The sequence below is a fragment of the Arthrobacter sp. Y3224198 genome, assembly GCF_059090025.1.
In genome coordinates this window covers 21,962-41,609 of sequence record NZ_JBNHFG010000023.1, presented here as the reverse complement: position 1 = coordinate 41,609, position 19,648 = coordinate 21,962, and the positions used below count along the sequence as shown (strand labels likewise).

20 protein-coding genes and 1 riboswitch are annotated in these 19,648 nt (G+C 67.6%); of the genes, 13 read left to right on the top strand and 7 right to left on the bottom strand.

The features are described 5' to 3' along the window. From AC5RUF_RS12435 to AC5RUF_RS12415, 5 genes are all read left to right on the top strand, one after another. A partial coding sequence (locus tag AC5RUF_RS12435) for a M20/M25/M40 family metallo-hydrolase (protein WP_494130778.1) occupies positions 1-560 on the top strand: 560 nt, incomplete at its 5' end. Next, positions 557-1,993 carry a formimidoylglutamate deiminase gene (locus tag AC5RUF_RS12430; RefSeq protein ID WP_494130777.1) on the top strand — a complete coding sequence of 479 codons (1,437 nt, stop codon included), beginning with the start codon at positions 557-559 and terminating at the stop codon, positions 1,991-1,993. The genes AC5RUF_RS12435 and AC5RUF_RS12430, both read left to right, overlap by 4 nt. Further along, the gene (hutI, locus tag AC5RUF_RS12425) at positions 1,990-3,210 is read left to right on the top strand and encodes an imidazolonepropionase (protein WP_494130776.1); all 1,221 of its coding nucleotides are present in this window, start codon (positions 1,990-1,992) and stop codon (positions 3,208-3,210) included. The genes AC5RUF_RS12430 and hutI overlap by 4 nt, the downstream gene beginning before the upstream one ends. Before the next feature lie 45 nt (positions 3,211-3,255). Then, the gene (locus AC5RUF_RS12420; RefSeq protein WP_494130775.1) at positions 3,256-4,044 is read left to right on the top strand and encodes a CPBP family intramembrane glutamic endopeptidase; all 789 of its coding nucleotides are present in this window, start codon (positions 3,256-3,258) and stop codon (positions 4,042-4,044) included. 31 nt (positions 4,045-4,075) lie between these two features. Then, on the top strand, positions 4,076-5,893 hold the full coding sequence (locus tag AC5RUF_RS12415; protein WP_494130774.1) for a glycoside hydrolase family 2 protein: 1,818 nt from the start codon (positions 4,076-4,078) through the stop codon (positions 5,891-5,893). A 109-nt stretch (positions 5,894-6,002) separates the two neighbouring features. On the opposite strand, the gene AC5RUF_RS12410 is transcribed toward AC5RUF_RS12415, so the two are convergent. Continuing rightward, the gene (locus AC5RUF_RS12410) at positions 6,003-6,947 is read right to left on the bottom strand and encodes a putative endonuclease domain-containing protein (protein WP_494130773.1); all 945 of its coding nucleotides are present in this window, start codon (positions 6,945-6,947) and stop codon (positions 6,003-6,005) included. A 189-nt stretch (positions 6,948-7,136) separates the two neighbouring features. Next, complete coding sequence (locus AC5RUF_RS12405) at positions 7,137-7,787, bottom strand: VOC family protein (protein ID WP_493996978.1); 651 nt, start codon at positions 7,785-7,787, stop codon at positions 7,137-7,139. 161 nt (positions 7,788-7,948) lie between these two features. Then, a riboswitch (SAM riboswitch) is annotated at positions 7,949-8,065 on the top strand. A gap of 99 nt (positions 8,066-8,164) precedes the next feature. Between AC5RUF_RS12405 and AC5RUF_RS12400 the strand changes: the two genes are divergently transcribed. Together AC5RUF_RS12400 and metX are read left to right on the top strand one after the other, a co-directional pair. Next, entirely contained in the window at positions 8,165-9,481 is a 1,317-nt protein-coding gene (locus tag AC5RUF_RS12400; RefSeq protein ID WP_494130772.1) for a bifunctional o-acetylhomoserine/o-acetylserine sulfhydrylase, read from the top strand. Between the two features lie 8 nt (positions 9,482-9,489). Continuing rightward, the gene (gene metX, locus AC5RUF_RS12395; RefSeq protein WP_494130771.1) at positions 9,490-10,614 is read left to right on the top strand and encodes a homoserine O-acetyltransferase MetX; all 1,125 of its coding nucleotides are present in this window, start codon (positions 9,490-9,492) and stop codon (positions 10,612-10,614) included. A gap of 75 nt (positions 10,615-10,689) precedes the next feature. Here the strand turns inward: metX and AC5RUF_RS12390 are convergent, their stop codons facing one another. Then, positions 10,690-11,469 (bottom strand): VOC family protein, encoded by a 780-nt coding sequence (locus AC5RUF_RS12390; RefSeq protein ID WP_493998844.1) that lies wholly within the window; start codon positions 11,467-11,469, stop codon positions 10,690-10,692. A gap of 105 nt (positions 11,470-11,574) precedes the next feature. Here AC5RUF_RS12390 and AC5RUF_RS12385 point away from each other — a divergent pair, with 105 nt between their 5' ends. Further along, a complete protein-coding gene (locus AC5RUF_RS12385; protein ID WP_493998843.1) occupies positions 11,575-11,991 on the top strand; it encodes an SRPBCC family protein in 417 nt (138 codons plus the stop codon). A gap of 36 nt (positions 11,992-12,027) precedes the next feature. Then, on the top strand, positions 12,028-12,387 hold the full coding sequence (locus tag AC5RUF_RS12380) for a hypothetical protein (RefSeq protein ID WP_494130770.1): 360 nt from the start codon (positions 12,028-12,030) through the stop codon (positions 12,385-12,387). Between the two features lie 24 nt (positions 12,388-12,411). On the opposite strand, the gene AC5RUF_RS12375 is transcribed toward AC5RUF_RS12380, so the two are convergent. After that, positions 12,412-13,272: an SGNH/GDSL hydrolase family protein gene (locus AC5RUF_RS12375; RefSeq protein ID WP_494130769.1), complete on the bottom strand. Its 861-nt coding sequence runs from the start codon at positions 13,270-13,272 to the stop codon at positions 12,412-12,414. Positions 13,273-13,346: 74 nt separating this feature from the next. Here AC5RUF_RS12375 and AC5RUF_RS12370 point away from each other — a divergent pair, with 74 nt between their 5' ends. Continuing rightward, complete coding sequence (locus AC5RUF_RS12370; RefSeq protein WP_494130768.1) at positions 13,347-14,000, top strand: alpha/beta hydrolase; 654 nt, start codon at positions 13,347-13,349, stop codon at positions 13,998-14,000. Between the two features lie 9 nt (positions 14,001-14,009). On the opposite strand, the gene AC5RUF_RS12365 is transcribed toward AC5RUF_RS12370, so the two are convergent. Next, on the bottom strand, positions 14,010-14,240 hold the full coding sequence (locus AC5RUF_RS12365) for an RNA-binding S4 domain-containing protein (RefSeq protein ID WP_493998396.1): 231 nt from the start codon (positions 14,238-14,240) through the stop codon (positions 14,010-14,012). A gap of 159 nt (positions 14,241-14,399) precedes the next feature. Here AC5RUF_RS12365 and AC5RUF_RS12360 point away from each other — a divergent pair, with 159 nt between their 5' ends. From AC5RUF_RS12360 to AC5RUF_RS12350, 3 genes are all read left to right on the top strand, one after another. Next, positions 14,400-15,413: a DMT family transporter gene (locus AC5RUF_RS12360; protein WP_494130767.1), complete on the top strand. Its 1,014-nt coding sequence runs from the start codon at positions 14,400-14,402 to the stop codon at positions 15,411-15,413. 188 nt (positions 15,414-15,601) lie between these two features. After that, positions 15,602-16,990: a glycine--tRNA ligase gene (locus AC5RUF_RS12355; protein WP_493996409.1), complete on the top strand. Its 1,389-nt coding sequence runs from the start codon at positions 15,602-15,604 to the stop codon at positions 16,988-16,990. After that, positions 16,990-17,895, top strand: a complete 906-nt coding sequence (locus AC5RUF_RS12350; RefSeq protein WP_494130766.1) for a GNAT family N-acetyltransferase — start codon at positions 16,990-16,992, stop codon at positions 17,893-17,895. The genes AC5RUF_RS12355 and AC5RUF_RS12350 overlap by 1 nt, the downstream gene beginning before the upstream one ends. Before the next feature lie 96 nt (positions 17,896-17,991). On the opposite strand, the gene AC5RUF_RS12345 is transcribed toward AC5RUF_RS12350, so the two are convergent. Both AC5RUF_RS12345 and AC5RUF_RS12340 read right to left on the bottom strand, forming a co-directional pair. Continuing rightward, positions 17,992-18,966, bottom strand: a complete 975-nt coding sequence (locus AC5RUF_RS12345) for a S41 family peptidase (RefSeq protein ID WP_494130765.1) — start codon at positions 18,964-18,966, stop codon at positions 17,992-17,994. Positions 18,967-19,027: 61 nt separating this feature from the next. Beyond that, entirely contained in the window at positions 19,028-19,606 is a 579-nt protein-coding gene (locus AC5RUF_RS12340) for a TetR/AcrR family transcriptional regulator (RefSeq protein WP_494130764.1), read from the bottom strand. Positions 19,607-19,648 lie beyond the last annotated feature (42 nt).

The window sequence follows — 19,648 nt, the reverse complement described above, 5'->3', positions numbered from 1 at the left end:
TGAGCATCTCCGGGCAGGGCAACCACGCCGGCACCACCGCCATGGCGGACCGCGCCGACCCCATGGTGGCCGCCGCCCACATCGTCCTGGCCGTGCAGCAGGCCGCCGCCGGGCTCGAGGGGGCCCGTGCCACGGTGGGGCGGATCGAACCGGTGCCCGGCGGCACCAACGTCATCGCGTCCCGGGTGGACCTCTGGCTGGATGCCCGGCATCCGCAGGACCCGGCAACCCTGAACCTGGTGGAAACCATTCACGGCAAGGCCCAGAAGATTGCCGCCTTCGAAGGCTGCACCGTCACCCTGTCCCGGGAATCCTGGACCGGAACCACGGAGTTCGACGCCGGGCTGCGCCGCAGCCTGGAACTCTCGCTGCCCGGGGCGCCGGTACTGCCCACCGGGGCAGGGCACGACGCCGGCATCCTGGCCGGGCATGTTCCGGCCGGCATGCTTTTTGTCCGCAACCCCACCGGAATTTCGCATTCACCCGAGGAATACGTGGAATCCGACGATGCGGACGCCGGAGCCGTGGCCCTGGCCGACGTGCTGCAGGACCTGCTGTGACCGGTGGAGGAAGTGGTGTCGGCGGTGCCGGCGGCGCAGACAGCGGCGGCCGGACGCCGTCGGCCTCCTTCTGGTGCGAGCAGGCGCTGGTGGACGGCAGCATCCGCTCCGGCGTGCGGGTGGAAGCGGACGCAGCCGGGTATGTCAGCGCCTGTGAAACCGGCGCACGCGCCCGGCAGGATGACCAGGTCCTGCCCGGGGTGAGCTTCCCGGCAGCCTCCAACGCGCATTCCCATGCGTTCCACCGGATCCTGCGCGGACGCACCCACGCGGCCGGTCCCGGAAGCTTCTGGACCTGGCGCGAGCAGATGTATGCCGCGGCCGCAGTGCTGACCCCCGACCTGTACGAGCAGGTGGCCACCGCCGTATTCACGGAAATGGTGGTGGCCGGCTGGAGCTCGGTGGCGGAGTTCCACTACCTGCACCACCGTCCGGACGGCACCCCGTACGCCGGGGAACACGCCATGGAACGCGCGCTGGCCCGCGCCGCCGTGGCGGCCGGAATCCGGCTCACCCTGCTGGACACCTGTTACCTTGCCGGCGGCTTCGACACCCCGCTGTCCGCCCGGCAGCGGCGGTTCTCCGACGGCGGTCCCGAGGGCTGGCTGGACCGGCTGCAGTCCCTGCGCACGGCTTTTGCCTCGGAGTTCGACGCCGCGCAGGTCGGTGTGGGTGCGGCCCTGCACTCGGTCCGCGGCGTCCCGCCTGAAGCGCTGGCCGTGTTGGCAGACCGGCTGGACCCGGACCTTCCGCTGCACATCCACCTCTCCGAGCAACCCGCTGAGAACGAGGCTTGCCTGGCTGCCACCGGGCTCACGCCCACCGGTTTGCTGGACCGCTACGAATTGGTGACCCCGCGGCTGTCCGCGGTGCATGCCACGCACCTGACGGAGGAGGACGTGTCCATGCTCGGGCGGGCCGGGGCCACCGTGGTGCTGTGTCCCACCACCGAGGCGGACCTGGCAGACGGGATCGGCCCGGCCGTCCGGCTGCGGGACGCCGGTGCCCGGCTGGCCCTGGGCACGGACCAGCACGCCGTCGTCGACCCCTGGCAGGAAATGCGCGCCCTGGAATACGGGGAACGGCTGGCCTCGGGGGAGCGCGGCCGGTTCAGCCCCGCGCAGCTGCACCATGCGGTCTCCAACGCCGGTGCCCGGGCGCAGGGCAGGACGGCGCCGGGGTTCGGTATTGGGGACGCCTGTGACCTGATGAGTATCGATCCCGCGTCCGTACGTACCGCCGGGTCGACGCCGGAGCAGCTGGCGATGACGGCCTCGGCCGCGGATGTGCGTACCGTGGTGGTGGCAGGGCGGATCCTGGCCCGGGACGGCCGGCACACCGTGCTGGGGGATCCGGCGTCCCTGCTTGCCGACGCGCTGGCCTCCGCCGATTCCCTTTCCCGTTCCGCTTCCACCGCCCAAGGACATCCATGACTCCGGCTTCCACCCTCATCACCAACATCGGTGAACTGACCACGTCCCGCGCCGGGGAACCGGTGCTGCACAACGCCGCCGTGGTGTTCGAGGGGGAGCGCATCAGCTGGATCGGTCCGGCGTCCGCAGCTCCGGCCGCGGACGAAATGGTGGATGCAGCGGGCCGGGCGGGCCTGCCCGGCTGGGTGGACTCGCATACCCATCTGGTGTTTGCCGGGGACCGCGGAGCGGAGTTCGAAGCGCGGATGGCGGGGGAGCCGTATGCGGCCGGCGGCATTGCCGTGACCACGAAGGCCACCCGGGCGGCGTCGGACTATGACCTGACCCGGCTGCTGCTGGCCAGGGTGGCGGAAGCGGCCGCCGCCGGCACCACCTACCTGGAGACCAAAACCGGGTACGGCCTCACCGTGGACGAGGAAGCCCGCAGCGCCCGGATCGCCTCCACCGTGGCGGACCAGGTCAGCTTCCTCGGCGCCCATCTGGTTCCCCCGGGCGCCGATGCAGAGGAGTACACGGACCTGGTCTGCGGGCCGATGCTGACCGCCGTCCGCCCCTATGTGCAGTGGATGGACGTGTTCTGCGAGGAAGGGGCGTTTACGCCGGACCAGTCGCGCCGGGTCCTGGCCGCCGGGCAGGCCGCCGGCCTCGGGCTGCGGGTGCACGGAAACCAGTTGGGCCCCGGGAAGGGAGTGGGGCTGGCGGCGGAGTTCGGTGCGGCCAGCGTGGACCACGTTAACCACCTCTCCGACGCCGATGTGGAGGCGCTCGCCGGCACCTGGGCCGGCTGGAACGCGGACGCGGCGTCCGGAACGCCGGGAACCGTGGCAACCTGCCTGCCCGCCTGCGACCTGTCCACCCGGGCTCCGCTGGCCCCGGCCCGCCGGCTGCTGGATGCCGGGGTGCAGGTGGTGCTCGCGTCCAACTGCAATCCGGGCACGTCCTACACCAGCTCCATGAACTTCTGCGTGGCAACGGCAGTGCTGCAGATGGGCCTGACCGTGGCCGAAGCCCTCCGGGCTGCAACCTTCGGCGGAGCCCTGGCGCTGCGCGTGCACACCGGAGAGGACCGGGACGGGCAACGGGCGGTGGGCTCCCTGGCCGTGGGGAACCGGGCGGACCTGCAGTTGCTTAATGCGCCCTCGGCTGCGCATCTGGCCTACCGGCCGGGGATGCCGCTGACCGGGCAGGTCTGGCGGGCGGGCCGGGCCATACGCTGAAGTGCCAGCGGCCCGGCGGGCGTGCTGTCCGGCACAATGGAGTCCATGCGCGCTGCTTCCCCTTCCGCCCCGACAGGCACCCTGGATCCCCGTGCCCGCCGGATGCTGGTCTTCGAGATCCTTATTGTGCTGGGCCTGTCGCTGGGCCGCTCGGGGGTGTACGCCGTCGTCGAGCTCCTCGAAAAGGCCACTGAAGCGCCGCTTGGCGGGCAGACCACCACGCTGAACCCGGTGCTGGACGAGCAGCCCTGGTTCGATCTGGCCTACCAGTTGCTGGGCATCTTCTTCTCACTGGTGCCGGTGGCGCTGGTGCTGTTCCTGCTGACCGAACCCGGGAAATCGGCGTTCCGCCGGATCGGCTTCACTTTTGCCCGGCCCGTGCACGACTTCCTGCTCGGCATCGGCCTGGCCGCCGTGATCGGCGGAGGCACCTTGGGCGTGTACGCGGCCGGACGCGCGCTGGGCATCACCACCGCCATCGTTCCTGCGGCGCTGGATACCTATTGGTGGACGCTGCCGGTTCTGGTGCTTTCGGCCGTGCGGCATGCGGTGCTCGAAGAGATCATTGTGGTGGGCTACCTGTTCACCCGGCTGCGGCAGCTGGGCTGGGGTGTCCCGGCGATGATAATCACCAGTGCGCTGATCCGCGGCAGCTACCACCTGTACCAGGGCATCGGCCCGGGCATCGGCAACTTCCTGATGGGACTGCTTTTCGGTGCCGTGTACGTGAAAACCCGGCGGGTGATGCCGCTGGTCATCGCCCATGCGCTGGTGGACATTGCCGGGTTCGTGGGGTTCGCGCTGTTCGGCCCCGCCATCGGCATCGGCACCTGATTTTCTTGGAACACCACGAAAGGCACAACGCATGACACTGATCACCCGCTGGGGCAAGGACCTGGATCCGGATGACGTGCTGCAGGAGTACCCCCGTCCCCAACTGGTCCGGGACAGCTACCTGAACCTCAACGGGTACTGGCAGTACGCCGTCACGACCGCCACGCGGGACCGGATGCCGGCTGTCGGTGAATGGGCCGGCAGGATCCTGGTGCCGTTCTCGCCCGAGGCGCCGCTGTCCGGCGTCGGCCGCCAGCTGATGCCGGAACAGGCCCTCTGGTACCGGCGGACCGTGGATCTGCCGGCGGGCTTCGCCGGCGAGCGGGTGCTGCTGCACTTCGGTGCCGTGGACCAAAGCTGCACGGTGGCGGTCAATGGAACGCCGGTGGGTGGGCATGACGGCGGCTACCTGCCGTTCACCCTGGACATCACCGACGCACTGGTGGACGGACCGGAGCAGGAGATCACGGTCCGGGTCCGGGACATCAGCGACACGGGGTACCACAGCCGGGGCAAGCAGAAGCTGACCCGGGGCGGCATCTGGTACACCGCGCAGTCGGGCATCTGGCAGACGGTGTGGCTGGAGTCCGTGCCGGAGTTGAGCATCGGACGCCTGGTGCTGGTACCCTCCCTGGACGCCGTGGAGGTGACGGTCCTGGTCGATGGCGGTGACGGGCCGGGCGGTGCGGACGCTTCCGGCGCTTTGGACGCTTCCGGCATGACAGCCGAGGTCGTCGTGTCCGCTGACGGACAGACCGTGGCCGAGGCCGCCGTCGTACCCGGTGTGCCTCTCCGCCTTCCCATACCCGATCCGCAATTGTGGACGCCAGAGGACCCGTTCCTCTACGACGTTCAGGTGCGGCTGCTCGTGGACGGACGGGAAACCGACCGGGTACGCAGCTACACGGGACTGCGCACCGTGGGAATGGGCCCCGACGCCCAGGGCCGGCTGCGGTTGCTGCTCAACGGGCAGCCCTATTTCCAGGCCGGGCTGCTCGACCAGGGATACTGGCCGGACGGGCTGTATACCGCGCCGTCGGACGACGCTTTGGCCTCGGACATCCAGCGGGCGAAGGATCTGGGCTTCAATATGCTGCGCAAGCACATCAAGATCGAGCCGCTGCGTTGGTACTACCACTGCGACAGGCTGGGCATTCTGGTCTGGCAGGACATGGTCAACGGCGGCACCAGCTACCGGCACTCGGTGGTGACGGCCCCCGCCCTGGGCGCACCCCGCCGACGTGACAACGCTTATCTGGCCTTCGGCCGCGACGATGCAGACGGCCGTGCAGAGTTCCTGGCCGAACTGCGCGGGACTGTGGAACTGCTGCAGAACACGGTCTCCCTTGCCGTCTGGGTTCCCTTCAACGAGGGCTGGGGCCAGTTCGACGCCAACTCCGTCACCGAGCAGCTCCGCCGGCTGGATCCGACCCGCACCGTCGACCATGCCAGCGGCTGGCATGACCAGGGCGGGGGAGACCTCAAGAGCGTGCACGTCTACTTTGTGCCGTTCCGGCTGCGCAAGGGCTGGCTGCGCGGCGGCCGCGCCGTCGTCCTGTCCGAATACGGCGGATACAGCCTGCGCATCCCCGGCCACACCTTCAACGACAAGGAGTACGGCTACCGGAGTTTCCGTACCCGTGCCGCGTTGAAGCGGGCCTACCGGCGGCTGATGCTGCGCCAGATCGAACCGGCGGTGGCCCGGGGATTGGCTGCGGCGGTCTACACGCAGCTGAGCGACGTCGAGGACGAGGACAACGGGCTGCTCACCTATGACCGGGCCGTGCTGAAGATCGACGCCGGGACGGTGCGGGAACTCAATGTCCGTCTGATCCGCGCTGCGTCCTGACGGTTCTGCTGCCGGTTTGTCCACTTCGCTGCTGGTTTGGGAAATCCCTGCCGGTTTGCAGCGGAGGGATTTCCCAAACCGGCAGCAGAACCCCTAACCGGCAGCAGATTCACCGCAGGCGGCCGGCACGCGGCAGTCCGGCTGCCACCAATCGGCTCACGAGACTTTCCGGATGCTCGGGCGGTCGGCGTATGTCGGTCCAAGTCCAGCGGACAAACCCGACCCCGGCGGCACGGATGGCGTCTTCCCTCCGTTTTTCCTGGGTGAGGGTGTCCCATGAGGGCGACAGCGCAGAGCCGTTTGCTCCGTATTTCACCGCGCCGTCGAATTCCCCCACCAGCATCTGGTCCTTCCAATAAAAATCTGACCGGAAGCGCCCCGCCGGAGTACTGAACCCGTGCTGGAGTTCCGGGGCAGGAAATCCAAAACGGCGCAGTACGGCGCGGGAATAGGATTCGCCGGCGGATTCGGAAAGGGCATCGGCAAAGTCGATAACCCGGCGGGCCTTTGCCTGTTTGCTGCGGAACGGCACCCTTTGTGCCAGGTCCCGCAGGAGCTCTTTGCTCAGTGGGGGCAGCCCGTGGGCAACATCCGGGCGCAGCACATGGTCCATGGCCGGAACCGCATGCTCGAAGTCGAGGTAGGCAGCCATGTCCAGCACGGTCTGCGCCCGGGAGGTCAGCAGCATGCCGTCGAACGTTTCCACCGGCTCCAGCAGGTGGCGATGGGTCCAGCGGAGGCCGCCACGGCACCGGCCATGTGAGGTGGAGGAGCCCAGCAGCAGAATGTCTGGCGACGTTCCGATAACTGGCAGCCCCCAAATCACGGCAGCAGACTGCTGGATCAGGACACGCTGTCCCGGCACTTGCTGTGAGGCCGCGCGGATCCGGGTCCGTTCACGTTCCCAGGCCGGCATCTGCTGCCACGATCCGGCGGCGACGTAGACCCCGGGGCGAAGGCGGACCAGGTCGCCTATTCGGCATCGCATGGAAAGGGCACGGCGCCCGGCGCCGTAAGTATCGGCGTCGGCGGCATAAATCAGTTCGGGATCCATGCCCTAAGGCTGGAGATGCAGCAGCCAGACAGCGAGGGCGGGAACCTGCTTTGTGGATAACCCGGTCGTTATGGGGAAAGCTCCGGTTTGTGCAAAACGCTGCCGGTTTGGGAAATCCCTGCCGGTTTGCGGCGGAGGGATTTCCCTAACCGGCAGCAGAAACCCTAACCGGCAGCAAAAACCCCGGAACTAGATCTCGACCGGGCCCTTGGCGGTGTCGAAGGTGACCGACATGAGGCCCGGTGTCCCCGCGGGGGCGATCCAAGTGACCCCGACACCGTCCAGCGGCTCCTCCACGGGGTGGCCCAGCCAGTCGCTGACCCGTGCGGCGGAACCGGCGATGGTCAGCGAGCTCAGCTTCACCAGACCGGGCATCCCGGGGATGGCGTTGGACGGGTGCAGCGCTTCGGTGCCGTCATCCCAGCGCAGCAGGTACGGCACCTGCGGGTCGGCGATCAGGCCGTTGATGCCGATCTGCTGCCAGGTCAGCTCCTGGCCGTCCGGGAACTTGCGGTTGCCCGGGACGGAGGAACGGCCGAGCCGTTGCTCGAACGGGGAGAGGTCATCCACGGCCACGCACCAGCCCATCCAGCCGCCGCCGGATTCGGAGCGCTGGCGGACGGCCTGGCCGAAGGGGGCCTTGTCCGACGCCGGGTGGTTCAGGACCTCGACAATCTCGACATATTGGTTGTTGGCCAGGGGCAGGATCATATTGCGGGTACCGAACCGGGGGTGGACACCACCCTTTACGAAGTCGGCGCCGAGAGCGGCAGCAATCCTCTCGGTGGTGGCCAAAAGACCGTCAGATTCACAGGCGTAAGAGACATGATCCAAGCGCATGCGGCTCATTGTGGCACGTTGTGACCGCGGTCTCGACTAAGGGAAGCCTAACCACCGAAGAAGGCAGCACGGAACCGCAAATCCGTTCCCGGGACGGCCGCCTTTTTCACGGAAAGTCATGAAGGTTGCGCTTGGTCCCGGGATCGGTTTCTATTGGTGCAGGTCATGAGTGCCAGCAGATAGCCCCGGCTTGCTGGCCGGCAACCCTCCAACCGCGGTGGGGTGCCCCGGGTGAAGACCTGGCTGGACGCCAAAAGGGCGTTCGGCAAGCGCGGGTCCCACAGCCCCACTGGAAGTCCGGTGATTATCCGGCGAACCATCCGGCGTACCCGGATGTTCCGGCTGGTGCTGTGCGGCCCCTGGTTTGAGGGAGCATCATGAGTGCAGATTGGTCATTTGAAACCCGCCAGATCCACGTTGGACAGGAGCCCGACGCTGTAACCGGCGCCCGTGCCCTGCCGATCTATCAGACATCGTCCTTCGTCTTCCCCAGCGCCGAGGCAGCCGCCAATCGGTTCGCCCTGGCGGAACTGGAACCGATCTACACCCGGATCGGCAACCCCACGCAGGAAGCGGTGGAGAACCGGATCGCCTCGCTGGAGGGCGGCGTCGGGGCGCTGCTGCTGGCGTCCGGACAGGCCGCGGAAACGTTCGCGCTGTTGAACGTGGCCGCCGCCGGCGACCACATTGTGGCGAGCCCCAGCCTCTACGGCGGCACCTACAACCTGCTTCGGCACACGCTGAAGAAATTCGGCATCGACACCACCTTTGTGCAGGACCCGGATGACCTGGAGCAGTGGCGGGCGGCGGTCCGGCCCAATACCAAGGCGTTCTTCGGCGAGGTAGTCTCCAACCCGCGCCAGGACGTGCTGGACCTCGAGGGCATCAGCGCCATTGCCCACGACGCCGGCATCCCCCTGATCGTGGACAACACCCTGGCAACGCCGTACCTGATCCGTCCCATCGAATGGGGCGCGGACATTGTGGTGCATTCAGCCACCAAGTACCTGGGCGGGCACGGAACCTCCATTGCCGGCGTAATCGTGGACTCGGGCAACTTCGACTTCGCCGCCGACCCGGAGAAGTTCCCCGGCTTCAACACCCCGGATGAGAGCTACAACGGGCTGGTCTACGCCCGCGACCTGGGGGTCAACGGTGCGCTGGGCGCCAACCTGGCCTACATCCTGAAGGCACGCGTGCAACTGCTGCGCGATCTCGGCTCGGCGGTTTCCCCGTTCAACGCGTTCCTGATTGCCCAGGGGTTGGAGACCCTGAGCCTGCGCGTGGAGCGGCACGTGGCCAACGCCGTCGCCGTCGCCAACTGGCTTGAAAACCACGACGACGTGCTCTCGGTTGCGTACGCCGGCCTGGAGTCCAGTCCCTGGTTCGAACGCGGACGCACATACGGTCCGCGCGGCACCGGCGCGATTGTTTCCTTCGAAATTGAGGGCGGTGTGGAGGCCGGGAAGCGTTTTGTGGACGGCCTGGAGCTGCATTCCCATGTGGCCAACGTGGGGGACGTGCGCTCGCTGGTGATCCACCCGGCGTCGACCACGCACAGCCAGCTCGGCGCCGAGGCACAGCTGGCCGCCGGTGTCAGCCCGGGGCTGGTGCGGCTGTCCGTGGGCATCGAGCATATCGATGACATCCTTGCGGACCTCGACGCCGGCTTCCGGGCCGCCAAGGGAGCCTAGGGGTCCGCGTGACAATCCGTCACTCTGCTCCGCAGCACCCCGTCACCGACCGGGACGGGGTGCTGCAGTACGCCTCCATCGGCGGACTCGACCTGGAAACCGGCGGCTACCTGCCCGACGTCGTCCTCGGCTACGAAACCTGGGGCCGGCTTGATGCCGATGCCGGTAACGCCGTCTTCATCGCGCACGCCCTAACCGGCAGCACCCACGTGGCGCAGGGGGATACGGACGAACCCGGCTGGTGGGATGACCTGGTGGGTCCGGGGAAAACCGTGGACACGAACCGCTTTTTCGTAGTGGCGGCGAACATGCTGGGCGGCTGCTACGGTTCCACCGGTCCGTCCTCCCTTGATCCGCAGGGCCTGCCCTGGGGATCGCGCTTTCCCCTGGTCACCATCCGTGATGCGGTGCGTGCCGAAGCCCGGCTGGCCGACCTCCTCGGCATTGGCGCCTGGCATGCCGTCCTCGGCGGTTCGCTCGGGGGGGCACGGGCGCTTGAATGGGCGGTGACCGAGCCGGCCCGGGTTCGACGTTGTGCAGTGATTGCGGCGACGGCGGCGAGCACCGCGGAGCAGATCGCCTTTGCCCAGACCCAGCTGGCCGCCATCCGGCTGGATCCGGACTTCAGCGGCGGCGACTACTACAACGGTGTGCCGCCGCTGGCCGGGCTCGGCCTGGCCCGGCGGATTGCCCACATCACGTACCGTTCCGAACCGGAACTGGAGTACCGGTTCGGCCGCGGCCCGCAGGGGTCAGAGGACCCGTTCGGTGCCGTGCTCCCGGCGGAGCGGGGCCGGTACGCTGTGGAAAGCTACCTGGACCACCAGGCGGACAAGCTGGTGGACCGCTTCGACGCGAACACCTATCTGGTCCTCACCGAGGCACTGGCCGGGCACGACGTCGCGCGGGGACGCGGGTCGCTGCGGCAGGCCCTGGCGGCCGTGACGGCAGAATGCTTTATTGCCGCAGTTGAATCGGATCGGTTGTATTTCCCCCAGCAGTCGGCGGACCTCGCGGCCGCCCTGCCGCGGGGAACCCAGGTGCACCTGATCCGGGCACCGATCGGGCATGACGGGTTCCTGACCCACGTACAGGAGATCGCCGGGCCGCTGCGGGCGGCGTTCTTCGCCTGAGCGAACCCCGGACCCGGGACCCGGGACCCGGGGCCCGGGCCCCGGGTCTTGAGCGCGACGCCAAACCGGGGACCGCTAACCGGCCTCGGCTTCCATCAGCCAGAAGGAAGCCCCGGTCGGATCGGCCAGTTGGACCATCCGGCCGTAGGGGGAGTCCTCGGGTGGAGTGAGCACGGATCCGCCCAGCTGTTCGGCGAGATCAGCGGCGGCGTCCACATCCGTGTGCCCGAAGTAGAGCTCCCAATGCGAGGGCACCCCCTCGGGCAGGTCCGTGACACCGTCCATGACCCCTGCCACCGGCCGGCCGTTGCTTTGCACCGTGGTGTACCGGAACTCGCTGCTGTCCGCCAGCACCTCCGTCTCCCAGCCGAACACCTCGCGGTAGAACGCCAGGGCGGCGGGATAGTTCCCCGTCAGCAGCTCGTACCAGACCGGCGCCCCGGCTTCATCGATCCGGCCGAAGCCGGGATGGGCCTGTGGCTGCCAGATGCCGATAGTGCCGCCGCTGGGATCGCCCAGCATCGCCGAGGTGCCCTTGTCCCGGATGACCAGCGGATCCAGCATCACCTGCCCGCCCGCTGCGGCGGCCGCATCGGCGGATCCGGCGGCATCCGCGGAAGCCAGATAGACCGTCCACGTGTCCGGGAAGGCGGTCTCGGGCGAGTTGGGCATCATTCCGGCCACGACGGCTCCACGGTGCAGGAAATCCACATAGCCGCCGGGCTCCTGGGCGGACTCCGCAGCTTCCCAGCCAAGCAATCCCGAATAAAACTCCCGGGCACGCTGTGGATCGGAGCTGGCAAGATCCGCCCAGCACGGGGCGCCGGCCGGGAACCGGTTGGATACTGCGGGCATGAGTGCTCCTTTAAATAGGCCGGAACCCAGCTATACCAACTCCGGCCGGCGGCTAACAGGGCGCTTCCCTTGCCTGTGGCGGGAATCCGTGGGAAAACTTTGGGCATGACTGACCGGATTCATCTGCAGGGACGGGCCCGCTGCACACCGGAGACCCTCTGGCACACACTCGTGGACAACCGGGCCGCCTGGTGGCCGGACATGGACTTCGCGCCCCACCCCGGCGCCCCGCTGCAGGAACGGTGGATGGAAGACGGAGTGGAGCACACCGCCAAGGGAACCGTCCTGGCCGTAGCCCCGGAGAAGCTCCTGTCCTTCCGGTGGACGTCCCCGGACTGGGAAGCACACACCGTGGTGAGCTTTGAGTTGACCCCGGCCGACGACGGCGACGGCGGAGCCACCGACGTCGCCGTCACGGAAAGCGGGTTCGCAGGACTGAAAGCCGGCCCCGTCCTGTCCGAGGCGCACCGGGAAGGCTGGGCCTTCCATCTGGCGAACCTGATCGAACAGGCCGAGAAGTAAGGGCGCGCCGCGAGCTTCCGGGTTAGCCTTGCCGACATGAGCGACGCATCGGACACGCCCGACCACCGCCCGAGAGGGAACCGCCCGCCGCGGACCCGCCGTGCAACCGGACCGGCCGGACGCCGGGCAGCCCGGCTGCTGGCGGCAGCAGCAATCCCACTGGTGGCTCTCGCCCTGCTGGTATCGGGTGCCGTGCTGGCAGCAACGGGACAGTCGGAGTCCTTCGGCTGGTTCGCCTACGCTCCGCTGGAGGAAAGCATAAGGCCGGGCATGTTCCTCACCGGCAAAATGCAGTTGGGATACCTGCTGGTGGCCCTGGGACTGGTGGCAGCAGCCTTTTGGGGCGGCTTCAGGCTCGGCCGGCGGGCCGGGGCCGCGCCAGCTGGCAGCAGCTAGGCTGCAGGACGCTGCCTGAACCGGCTAGTCGCCGACGTCAGAGCCCTGCGGCATGGGTGCACCGAACATCGGACCTGCTTCGGGCCGCTTCGCGGAGATGCCGTCGCCGGAGGATTGGTGGCGTACCCGCCGCACCACCCAGGGGAAGAGGAACTCCCTCGCCCAGACCAGGTCTTCGGACCGGGCAGCCCGCCATTTCTTCGGCGGCAGCGGTTTGGTTTCCAGCGGTGAGAGGGAATGCGGCACGTTGAGGGTGTCCAGCACCATCGCGGCAATGGTGTGGTGTCCCAGCGGGGAGAAGTGCAGCCGGTCCGGCGCCCACATCTGCGGGTCACTCAGCGCGCGCAGCGCCCACATGTCGGCGATGACCGCGTCATGGCGGGCCGCCACCGTCCGCAGGTTCTCGTTGTAGATGCCCACCCGTCCGCGCACGCTGCCCAGCACCGGGGTGTTGCCGAGGTCGGGGCCGGTGAACAGCACGACGGTGGCTCCCGTGGCGCGCAGTTCGGCGATCGCTCCGTCAATGCGCTCGGCCAGCCGGTCCGGATCGCCGCCGGGGCGGATAACGTCATTGCCGCCGGCACAGATGGTGACCAGATCGGGCTTCAGGGCCACGGCGGGAGCAAGCTGCTCCTCGATGATCTGGTTGAGCAGCCTGCCCCGGATGGCCAGGTTGGCGTAGGCAAAGTCCGGATGGCCCACGGCGAGTTCCTCGGCTACCCGGTCGGCCCAGCCGCGGTTGCCGCCGGGGCTTTGCGGATCGGGATCCCCGATGCCTTCGGTAAAGGAGTCTCCCAGGGCCACGTAGCGGCTCCACGGGTGGCTTGGTGCTTGTCCGGTTGCGGCCGGCAACCCGGCGGTCTCAGGCGTTGACGTTGTACTCACCGACCCATACTTGCAAACGACCCTCTGGCTACGCGACCGTAGGTTCCCGTTACGGGCGTGCCAGAATTGGATTCATGACTGATGCGAATCCCGTGGTCCTGTGGTCCAAGCCCGAAGCCGAACGCGCGGGCACTCCGCTGCTGGTGCTCTTCCACGGGTACCTCGCCAATGAGGAAGACCTGATGGGCCTCACGGACTACCTTCCGGCGGACTTCACCATCGCTTCGGTGCGGGCCCCGCAGGCGCTCGGCCCCGGGTACACCTGGTTCCCCCTGACGGGCGACGCCGGCTATTCCGTTGAGGCCGTCGTCGACTCCGTTGCGGCTGTCTCCGACTGGCTGGACAGCGTCAGCGCCGGACACACCAGCGTCAGCCTGCTCGGGTTCTCCATGGGTATGGCGGTGGCCACGACCCTGCTGCGGCACCGCCCGCAGGACTTCGCCGCCGTCGTCGGGCTTTCCGGGTTTGTGGTCCCCTCGGAAGACAACGCCTTCTTCCACGACGGGGAACTGGAACAGCACCGCGTGCCGTTCTTCTGGGGCCGGGACCAGGCCGACCCGGTGATCGAGGCCCCGCGGATCGAATACACGCACGCCTGGCTGAACACCCATACGGCGCTGACCAAGATCCTGTATTCCAACATGGGACACGGGATCAATATGCAGGAGCTGGGGCACGTGAAGGAGTTCCTGGCGCACACCGTTTTGCGGGGCGTGAAGCAGGCCTAGCGGCCGGGATCAGCCTTCGCGGACAATCCGGACGGTTTCGCCGTTCACGGACACCTCGTCGCCGGCATGCAGCTGGCGGCCGCGCCGTTCTTCAATGTCGCCGTTGACCTTAACCAGCCCGTCCTCGATCAGCTGTTTGGCGTGGATGCCGTCTTCGGCGAGGTTGGCAAGCTTAAGCAGCTGGCCCAGGCGGATCATTTCATCGCGGATGGGCAGGTCTTGGGCGTCGGGGGTACTCATGCTTCCATTCTGCCCGACTTTCCCCAGCCCACCCCGCCGCACTGACGCGACGGCGGCGACGCCGCCAAGCAGCGGGCGATGACGGCACCTGCTGTGGGGACGATGACGGCGGGGTCGCGGGCGGCACGACGGCGGGAGCGGTGGCGGTAGGGTGGACGCGTGCCAAATGCTGTGCGGATATCCCCGCTGATCGGTCTGCCCCTGTCCATGCTTGCCGGCGTCGCCATACCCTCGCAGGCCCGTGTCAACGGCGCCCTGGGGGAGCGGCTGGACGACGGGTTGGCAGCCGCGCTGGTCAGTTTCGTCGTGGGCCTGGTAGTGATGACGGCGATCAGCCTGGCCCTGCCGCGCGGCCGGGCCGGCGCCGGGCAGCTGCTTCCCTCCCTGCGCGAGCGCCGCTTCCCGCGCTACTACGTGCTGGCCGGCATGATCGGCGGCTACTTTGTGCTCTCCCAGACCCTGACCGTGGCCGTGCTCGGCGTGGCAGTGTTCACCGTTGCCGCCGTCGCCGGCCAGACCCTGACCGGACTGGTGGTGGACCGGCTCGGCATCGGGCCGGCCGGCAAAAAGGCCCTGACCGTGATGCGCGTGGTGGGCGCCGTGCTGACCATCGCCGCGGTGGCCTGGGCCGTCAGCCCCAAGCTGGGCACCGGGAGCGAGCCGTCCGAGTGGCTGCTGCCGGTGCTGCTTCCACTGACCGCCGGCATGCTGATGAGTTTCCAGCAGGCCATGAACGGCACCACGGGCATGCACTACGGGACCCCGATCACCGCGACCCTGGTCAACTTCATCTCCGGCACCGTCCTGCTGGCCGTGATGTGGGGGATCAAGGTGGCGGTGTCCGGGATGGGCAATCCGCTGCCCGGGGAGTGGTGGCTGTACCTGGGCGGGCCGCTGGGCTGCGTGTTCATCGGCGTGGGGGCCCTGCTGGTGCGCAGCCTGGGTGTGCTGCTGACCAGCCTGGGCCTGATCGGCGGGCAGCTGATCGGCTCCCTGCTGCTGGACATTGTTTTCCCTGCCCCGGGCTCCGTGGTGGTGGCCGCGACCGTGCTCGGCACCCTGCTGACGCTGGTGGCCATTGTGCTGGCCACCCTGCCGTGGAACATGCCCGGCAGCGGCCTGCGCCGCCGTCGCCGCCTGCCGCAGCGGGACACCGAACCCACCCCGCGCTGACGCCCGCAACGCGCTCCGCACCGTCCCGGTAGGTCAGCGGGGCATAGTCACCTTAAGCTGGTAGTTATAGCTTTGCCCGTCGGCACTGTTCCCGCATGCATTTCTGCTGCTGCGCGGACGGGCCCGGGACCACGAGCGGACCGCACCCAGCGGCCCTGTAGACACGAAAAGAACGGCGGTACCATTCCATGGCTTCGACCAAATCCAAGCTGGATCCGATCATCTCCCTGGCCAAGCGCAGGGGCTTTGTCTTCCAGTCGGGTGAGATTTACGGCGGGTCACGCTCCGCATGGGATTACGGCCCCCTGGGTGTCGAGCTCAAGGAAAACATCAAGAAGCAGTGGTGGCAGCACATGGTCCGCGGCCGCGACGACGTCGTGGGCCTGGACTCCGCCGTGATCCTGCCGCGCCAGGTCTGGGAGGCCTCCGGACACGTGGAGGTCTTCTCCGATCCGCTGGTGGAGTGCCTGAGCTGCCACAAGCGCTACCGTGCCGACCACCTCGAGGAAGCCTACGAGGAAAAGAAGGGCCACGCCCCCGAAAACGGCCTGGCCGACATTGCCTGCGCCAACTGCGGCACCAAGGGCCAGTGGACCGAGCCGCAGGAGTTCTCCGGCCTGCTCAAGACCTTCCTGGGCCCGGTGGCCAACGAGGAAGGCATGCACTACCTGCGTCCCGAAACGGCACAGGGCATCTTTGTGAACTTCAACAATGTGCTGACCACCTCGCGCAAGAAGCCGCCGTTCGGCATCGGCCAGATCGGCAAGAGCTTCCGCAACGAAATCACCCCGGGCAACTTCATCTTCCGCACCCGCGAGTTCGAGCAGATGGAAATGGAATTCTTCGTCGAGCCGGGCACGGACGAGGAATGGCACAAGTACTGGATCGAAAACCGGTTCAACTGGTACGTGGAGCTGGGTATCGACCCGGAGAACCTGCGCCTGTTCGAACACCCGCTGGAAAAGCTGAGCCACTACTCCAAGGGCACCACCGACGTCGAATACCGCTTCGGCTTCCAGGGCAGTGAGTGGGGCGAGCTGGAAGGCATTGCCAACCGCACCGACTTTGACCTGGGCACGCACTCCAAGCACTCCGGCACCGACCTGAGCTACTTCAACCAGGCCACCAACGAGCGCTTCACCCCCTACGTGATTGAGCCCGCCGCGGGCCTGACGCGTTCCTTCATGGCGTTCCTCGTGGATTCCTACACCGAGGATGAAGCACCCAACGCCAAGGGCGGGGTGGACAAGCGCACCGTGCTGAAGCTTGACCCGCGCCTGGCGCCGGTCAAGGCCGCGGTACTGCCGCTGAGCCGCAACGAGGACCTTTCGCCCAAGGCCAAGGACCTCGCCGCGCAGCTGCGCCGCAACTGGAACATCGACTTCGATGACGCCGGCGCCATTGGCCGCCGCTACCGCCGCCAGGACGAGATCGGCACCCCGTTCTGCATCACCGTGGACTTCGACACCCTCGAAGACCACGCCGTCACCGTGCGCGAACGCGACACGATGGCCCAGGAGCGGGTGAGCCTGGACAAGGTCGAGGGCTACCTCGCGGAAAGGCTGATCGGCGCGTAATGGCTCTTTCATTCCGCGAATGGCGTGAAGACGACGACCTCAAGCTCAACCAGCTCTGGGGCGATCCGGAGAGCGTGCAGGCAGGGCAGTTCCGTGCCGTGCTGCGTCCGTCCTCCGACGAACCGTGGAGCCGCTGCATCGTGGCCGAAGACGACGGGATTCCCGTAGCCGCCGGTGTGGTGTACGAAACCAGCCTGCACCCGGACCGGCTCTGGGCCTATGTTGAGGTGGCCCGGGAAAACCGGCGCACCGGACTTGGGACCGCCCTGCTGGGGATGCTGCGGAAGGAAGCCGAGTCGGCGCCGTCGGGCGTGCGGAAGCTGCGCGCGAAGGTGGAACCGGGCACCCCGGCCGCCGCGTTTGCCGAAGCCGGCGGGCTGAGGCCCATCCAGCGTTCCTGCGTTGTGGTGGTGGAGCCGGGCAAGCTCAAACTGCCCGTCTTCCACGACGACGGCCCCCAGCTGGATGAAGCGGCCACCGGCTCGGTGGAACTCACCCAGGCGGTCACGGAGTTCTACAACTCGGTCCATGACTGGGACCGGGCGGACATGAACCTGGGCCGGGCCCAGCAGATGCTGCTCAACGACGCCACCGGCGCTTCCGGTGCCGTGGTGCTGCGGGACAAGCCGAAGAAGGACGGCGGGAAGATTGCCGCCTTCGCGGTGAGCTACACGCAGGAACGCACCGACGAGCCGGCCGATGTGCTGGTGGGCTACGACACCACGCTCGGCGACGACGAGGCGCAGGCAGCGGTGGAATCACTCATTGCCATGCTGGCCTACCAGTATCCGGTGCAGCTGGAGGTGGACGAGTCCATGACCGCCGTCGTCCGGGCACTGGAGCCGCTGACCAAGCACGGCGTGGCCCGCCAGGTCGGCAGTGAAACGCTGATCCTCAGCGACTGACAGCGGTACGCAAAAAAGGCGGCCCCGGCACCGTGCAGACGCGCAGTGCCGGGGCCGCCTTTGCTGCGCCGGGGGCCTGCTGCGAGGCCGCAACCGCTAACACTGCGCCAGGAGCCAGGCTTGCGCTGATGCGAAGTCGTCATTGTAGGACTGGACTCGTTCGTCAGGCGGAATCGGTCCGCCGTAGATCTTCCCGAACCGGTCCTGGTTATGGGCGACCGTTATGGCGAGGATGGCGCCGTCATCCATCGGGATCAGATGGTTGAGGGTGGGGTACCCCCGTGTCTCGCGTCCGAAGCTCCTGACATTGTCCTGCCCTGCCAGCGCCACGATGATTGCCTCCCCGGCGCTGACCGTTCCTTTATCCTGCAGGATCGCGATGCGCGGGGAATCGAGCAGGGGAAACGGAACGGCGGAATCGGACCAGACGCTTCCGTCCGGCGCAAGTATCCGGGGGCCCTCGAACCTGAGTGCGGTGGTGCGTCCGCCAGGGTACGCGTAGGACAGCACCTCGCCGTCGTCAATCAGGGGAGTGACAGCGCCGAGGATTGAATAGACGCTGCCGCCCGAGTGGTTTCGCAGGTCGAGGATCCAGCCGCAGCGGGCTGTTGGGGCGGCTGCCGCTATCGCCTTGATACCGGCGTCGCTGTACCGCTGCAATGCTTCAAGGTTGTCACTTGCAAAGCCCGGTAATTTGATCGTGGCAATCCGATCATTGGCCTCGACAACGGGAAGGGCATGGTTACCGGTGGCGGACCGATAGGCGAGCGTTTGATCCGGCGCGGAAAAGGAACTGTGTCCACCGCCTGCGACGCGGGCAAGGCGGTCCAGCAACGCGTAGGCCGCGTCCATACTCTCGAGACCGTCGGCTTCACGTACCGCGTCTGACCGTGCCTGCCTCCATGCTGAACTGTCGGCGTGGATCCCTGCGTCCATCCTGCTGAGGGCCTCCCGCACATATCTCTCCTGCACAGAGGTCCGCTCCTGCAACTGGGCAGAGGGGACCAGCATCAGGAAAAGCACCGCCACGAGGGCAGCTGCCTTGGGAAACCAGGTTTTCTTGGACGCCACGAGGGCCATCCTAGGGGCAGGGGCGGTGATCCCCGTGGACGGCACGGGCCCATCGGCAGGCCTAGGACTTCAGGCGGCCGGAAAGGGCGTAGAGGACCGAGGCAGTGACCTTCTCCACGGGCCGTTCCGGATCGAACACCAGCCAGTCCAGCGCCGCCATCAGGGTGGCGCCGAAGACGCTGCCGGCAATCAGCATCACGTTGTCCGGGCCGGCCGTGCCGTTCTGCTTCACCGTCTGTTCGATGGGCTCAACAAACTCGGCCAGTGCCTCCTGGCGCAGCAGGTGCAGGGAATGCTGCCACGTACGGTCGGTGCGCAGGATCTCGGCAGCCATCAGCTTCGCCAGGGCGCGGTTGGCGCAAAGCAGTTCCAGCAGCGCCTGCACCATGGACTCAATGGCCTCCCAACCCTGCAGACCGCTGCGGGCGGTCCGGAGCGAATCGGTCAGCGCACCCACGCCCTCCAGCAACAGCTTCTCGAAGAGCTTGTCCTTGGACGAAAAGTTGTAATAGAGGCTGCCCTTGGCCACTCCGGCCCGTTCGGCCACGTCATCCATGGTGGTCCCGGAAATGCCGTTGGCCGCGGCAAGTTCCAACGCGGCGTCCAGAATGGCACGCTTGGTCCCGGATTCGCGTGGCATGCGGCAATACGTCCTTCACCCGATGGAAAGTTCTTTCCCTCT

Bases quoted from the DNA above. Each gene is read 5' to 3' on its own strand.
- hutI (WP_494130776.1), top strand. From the start codon at position 1,990: ATGACTCCGGCTTCCACCCTCATCACCAACATCGGTGAACTGACCACG.
- AC5RUF_RS12420 (WP_494130775.1), top strand. From the start codon at position 3,256: ATGCGCGCTGCTTCCCCTTCCGCCCCGACAGGCACCCTGGATCCCCGT.
- AC5RUF_RS12415 (WP_494130774.1), top strand. From the start codon at position 4,076: ATGACACTGATCACCCGCTGGGGCAAGGACCTGGATCCGGATGACGTG.
- AC5RUF_RS12410 (WP_494130773.1), bottom strand. From the start codon at position 6,947: ATGGATCCCGAACTGATTTATGCCGCCGACGCCGATACTTACGGCGCC.
- AC5RUF_RS12405 (WP_493996978.1), bottom strand. From the start codon at position 7,787: ATGCGCTTGGATCATGTCTCTTACGCCTGTGAATCTGACGGTCTTTTG.
- AC5RUF_RS12400 (WP_494130772.1), top strand. From the start codon at position 8,165: ATGAGTGCAGATTGGTCATTTGAAACCCGCCAGATCCACGTTGGACAG.
- AC5RUF_RS12390 (WP_493998844.1), bottom strand. From the start codon at position 11,469: ATGCCCGCAGTATCCAACCGGTTCCCGGCCGGCGCCCCGTGCTGGGCG.
- AC5RUF_RS12385 (WP_493998843.1), top strand. From the start codon at position 11,575: ATGACTGACCGGATTCATCTGCAGGGACGGGCCCGCTGCACACCGGAG.
- AC5RUF_RS12380 (WP_494130770.1), top strand. From the start codon at position 12,028: ATGAGCGACGCATCGGACACGCCCGACCACCGCCCGAGAGGGAACCGC.
- AC5RUF_RS12370 (WP_494130768.1), top strand. From the start codon at position 13,347: ATGACTGATGCGAATCCCGTGGTCCTGTGGTCCAAGCCCGAAGCCGAA.
- AC5RUF_RS12365 (WP_493998396.1), bottom strand. From the start codon at position 14,240: ATGAGTACCCCCGACGCCCAAGACCTGCCCATCCGCGATGAAATGATC.
- AC5RUF_RS12355 (WP_493996409.1), top strand. From the start codon at position 15,602: ATGGCTTCGACCAAATCCAAGCTGGATCCGATCATCTCCCTGGCCAAG.
- AC5RUF_RS12350 (WP_494130766.1), top strand. From the start codon at position 16,990: ATGGCTCTTTCATTCCGCGAATGGCGTGAAGACGACGACCTCAAGCTC.
- AC5RUF_RS12340 (WP_494130764.1), bottom strand. From the start codon at position 19,606: ATGCCACGCGAATCCGGGACCAAGCGTGCCATTCTGGACGCCGCGTTG.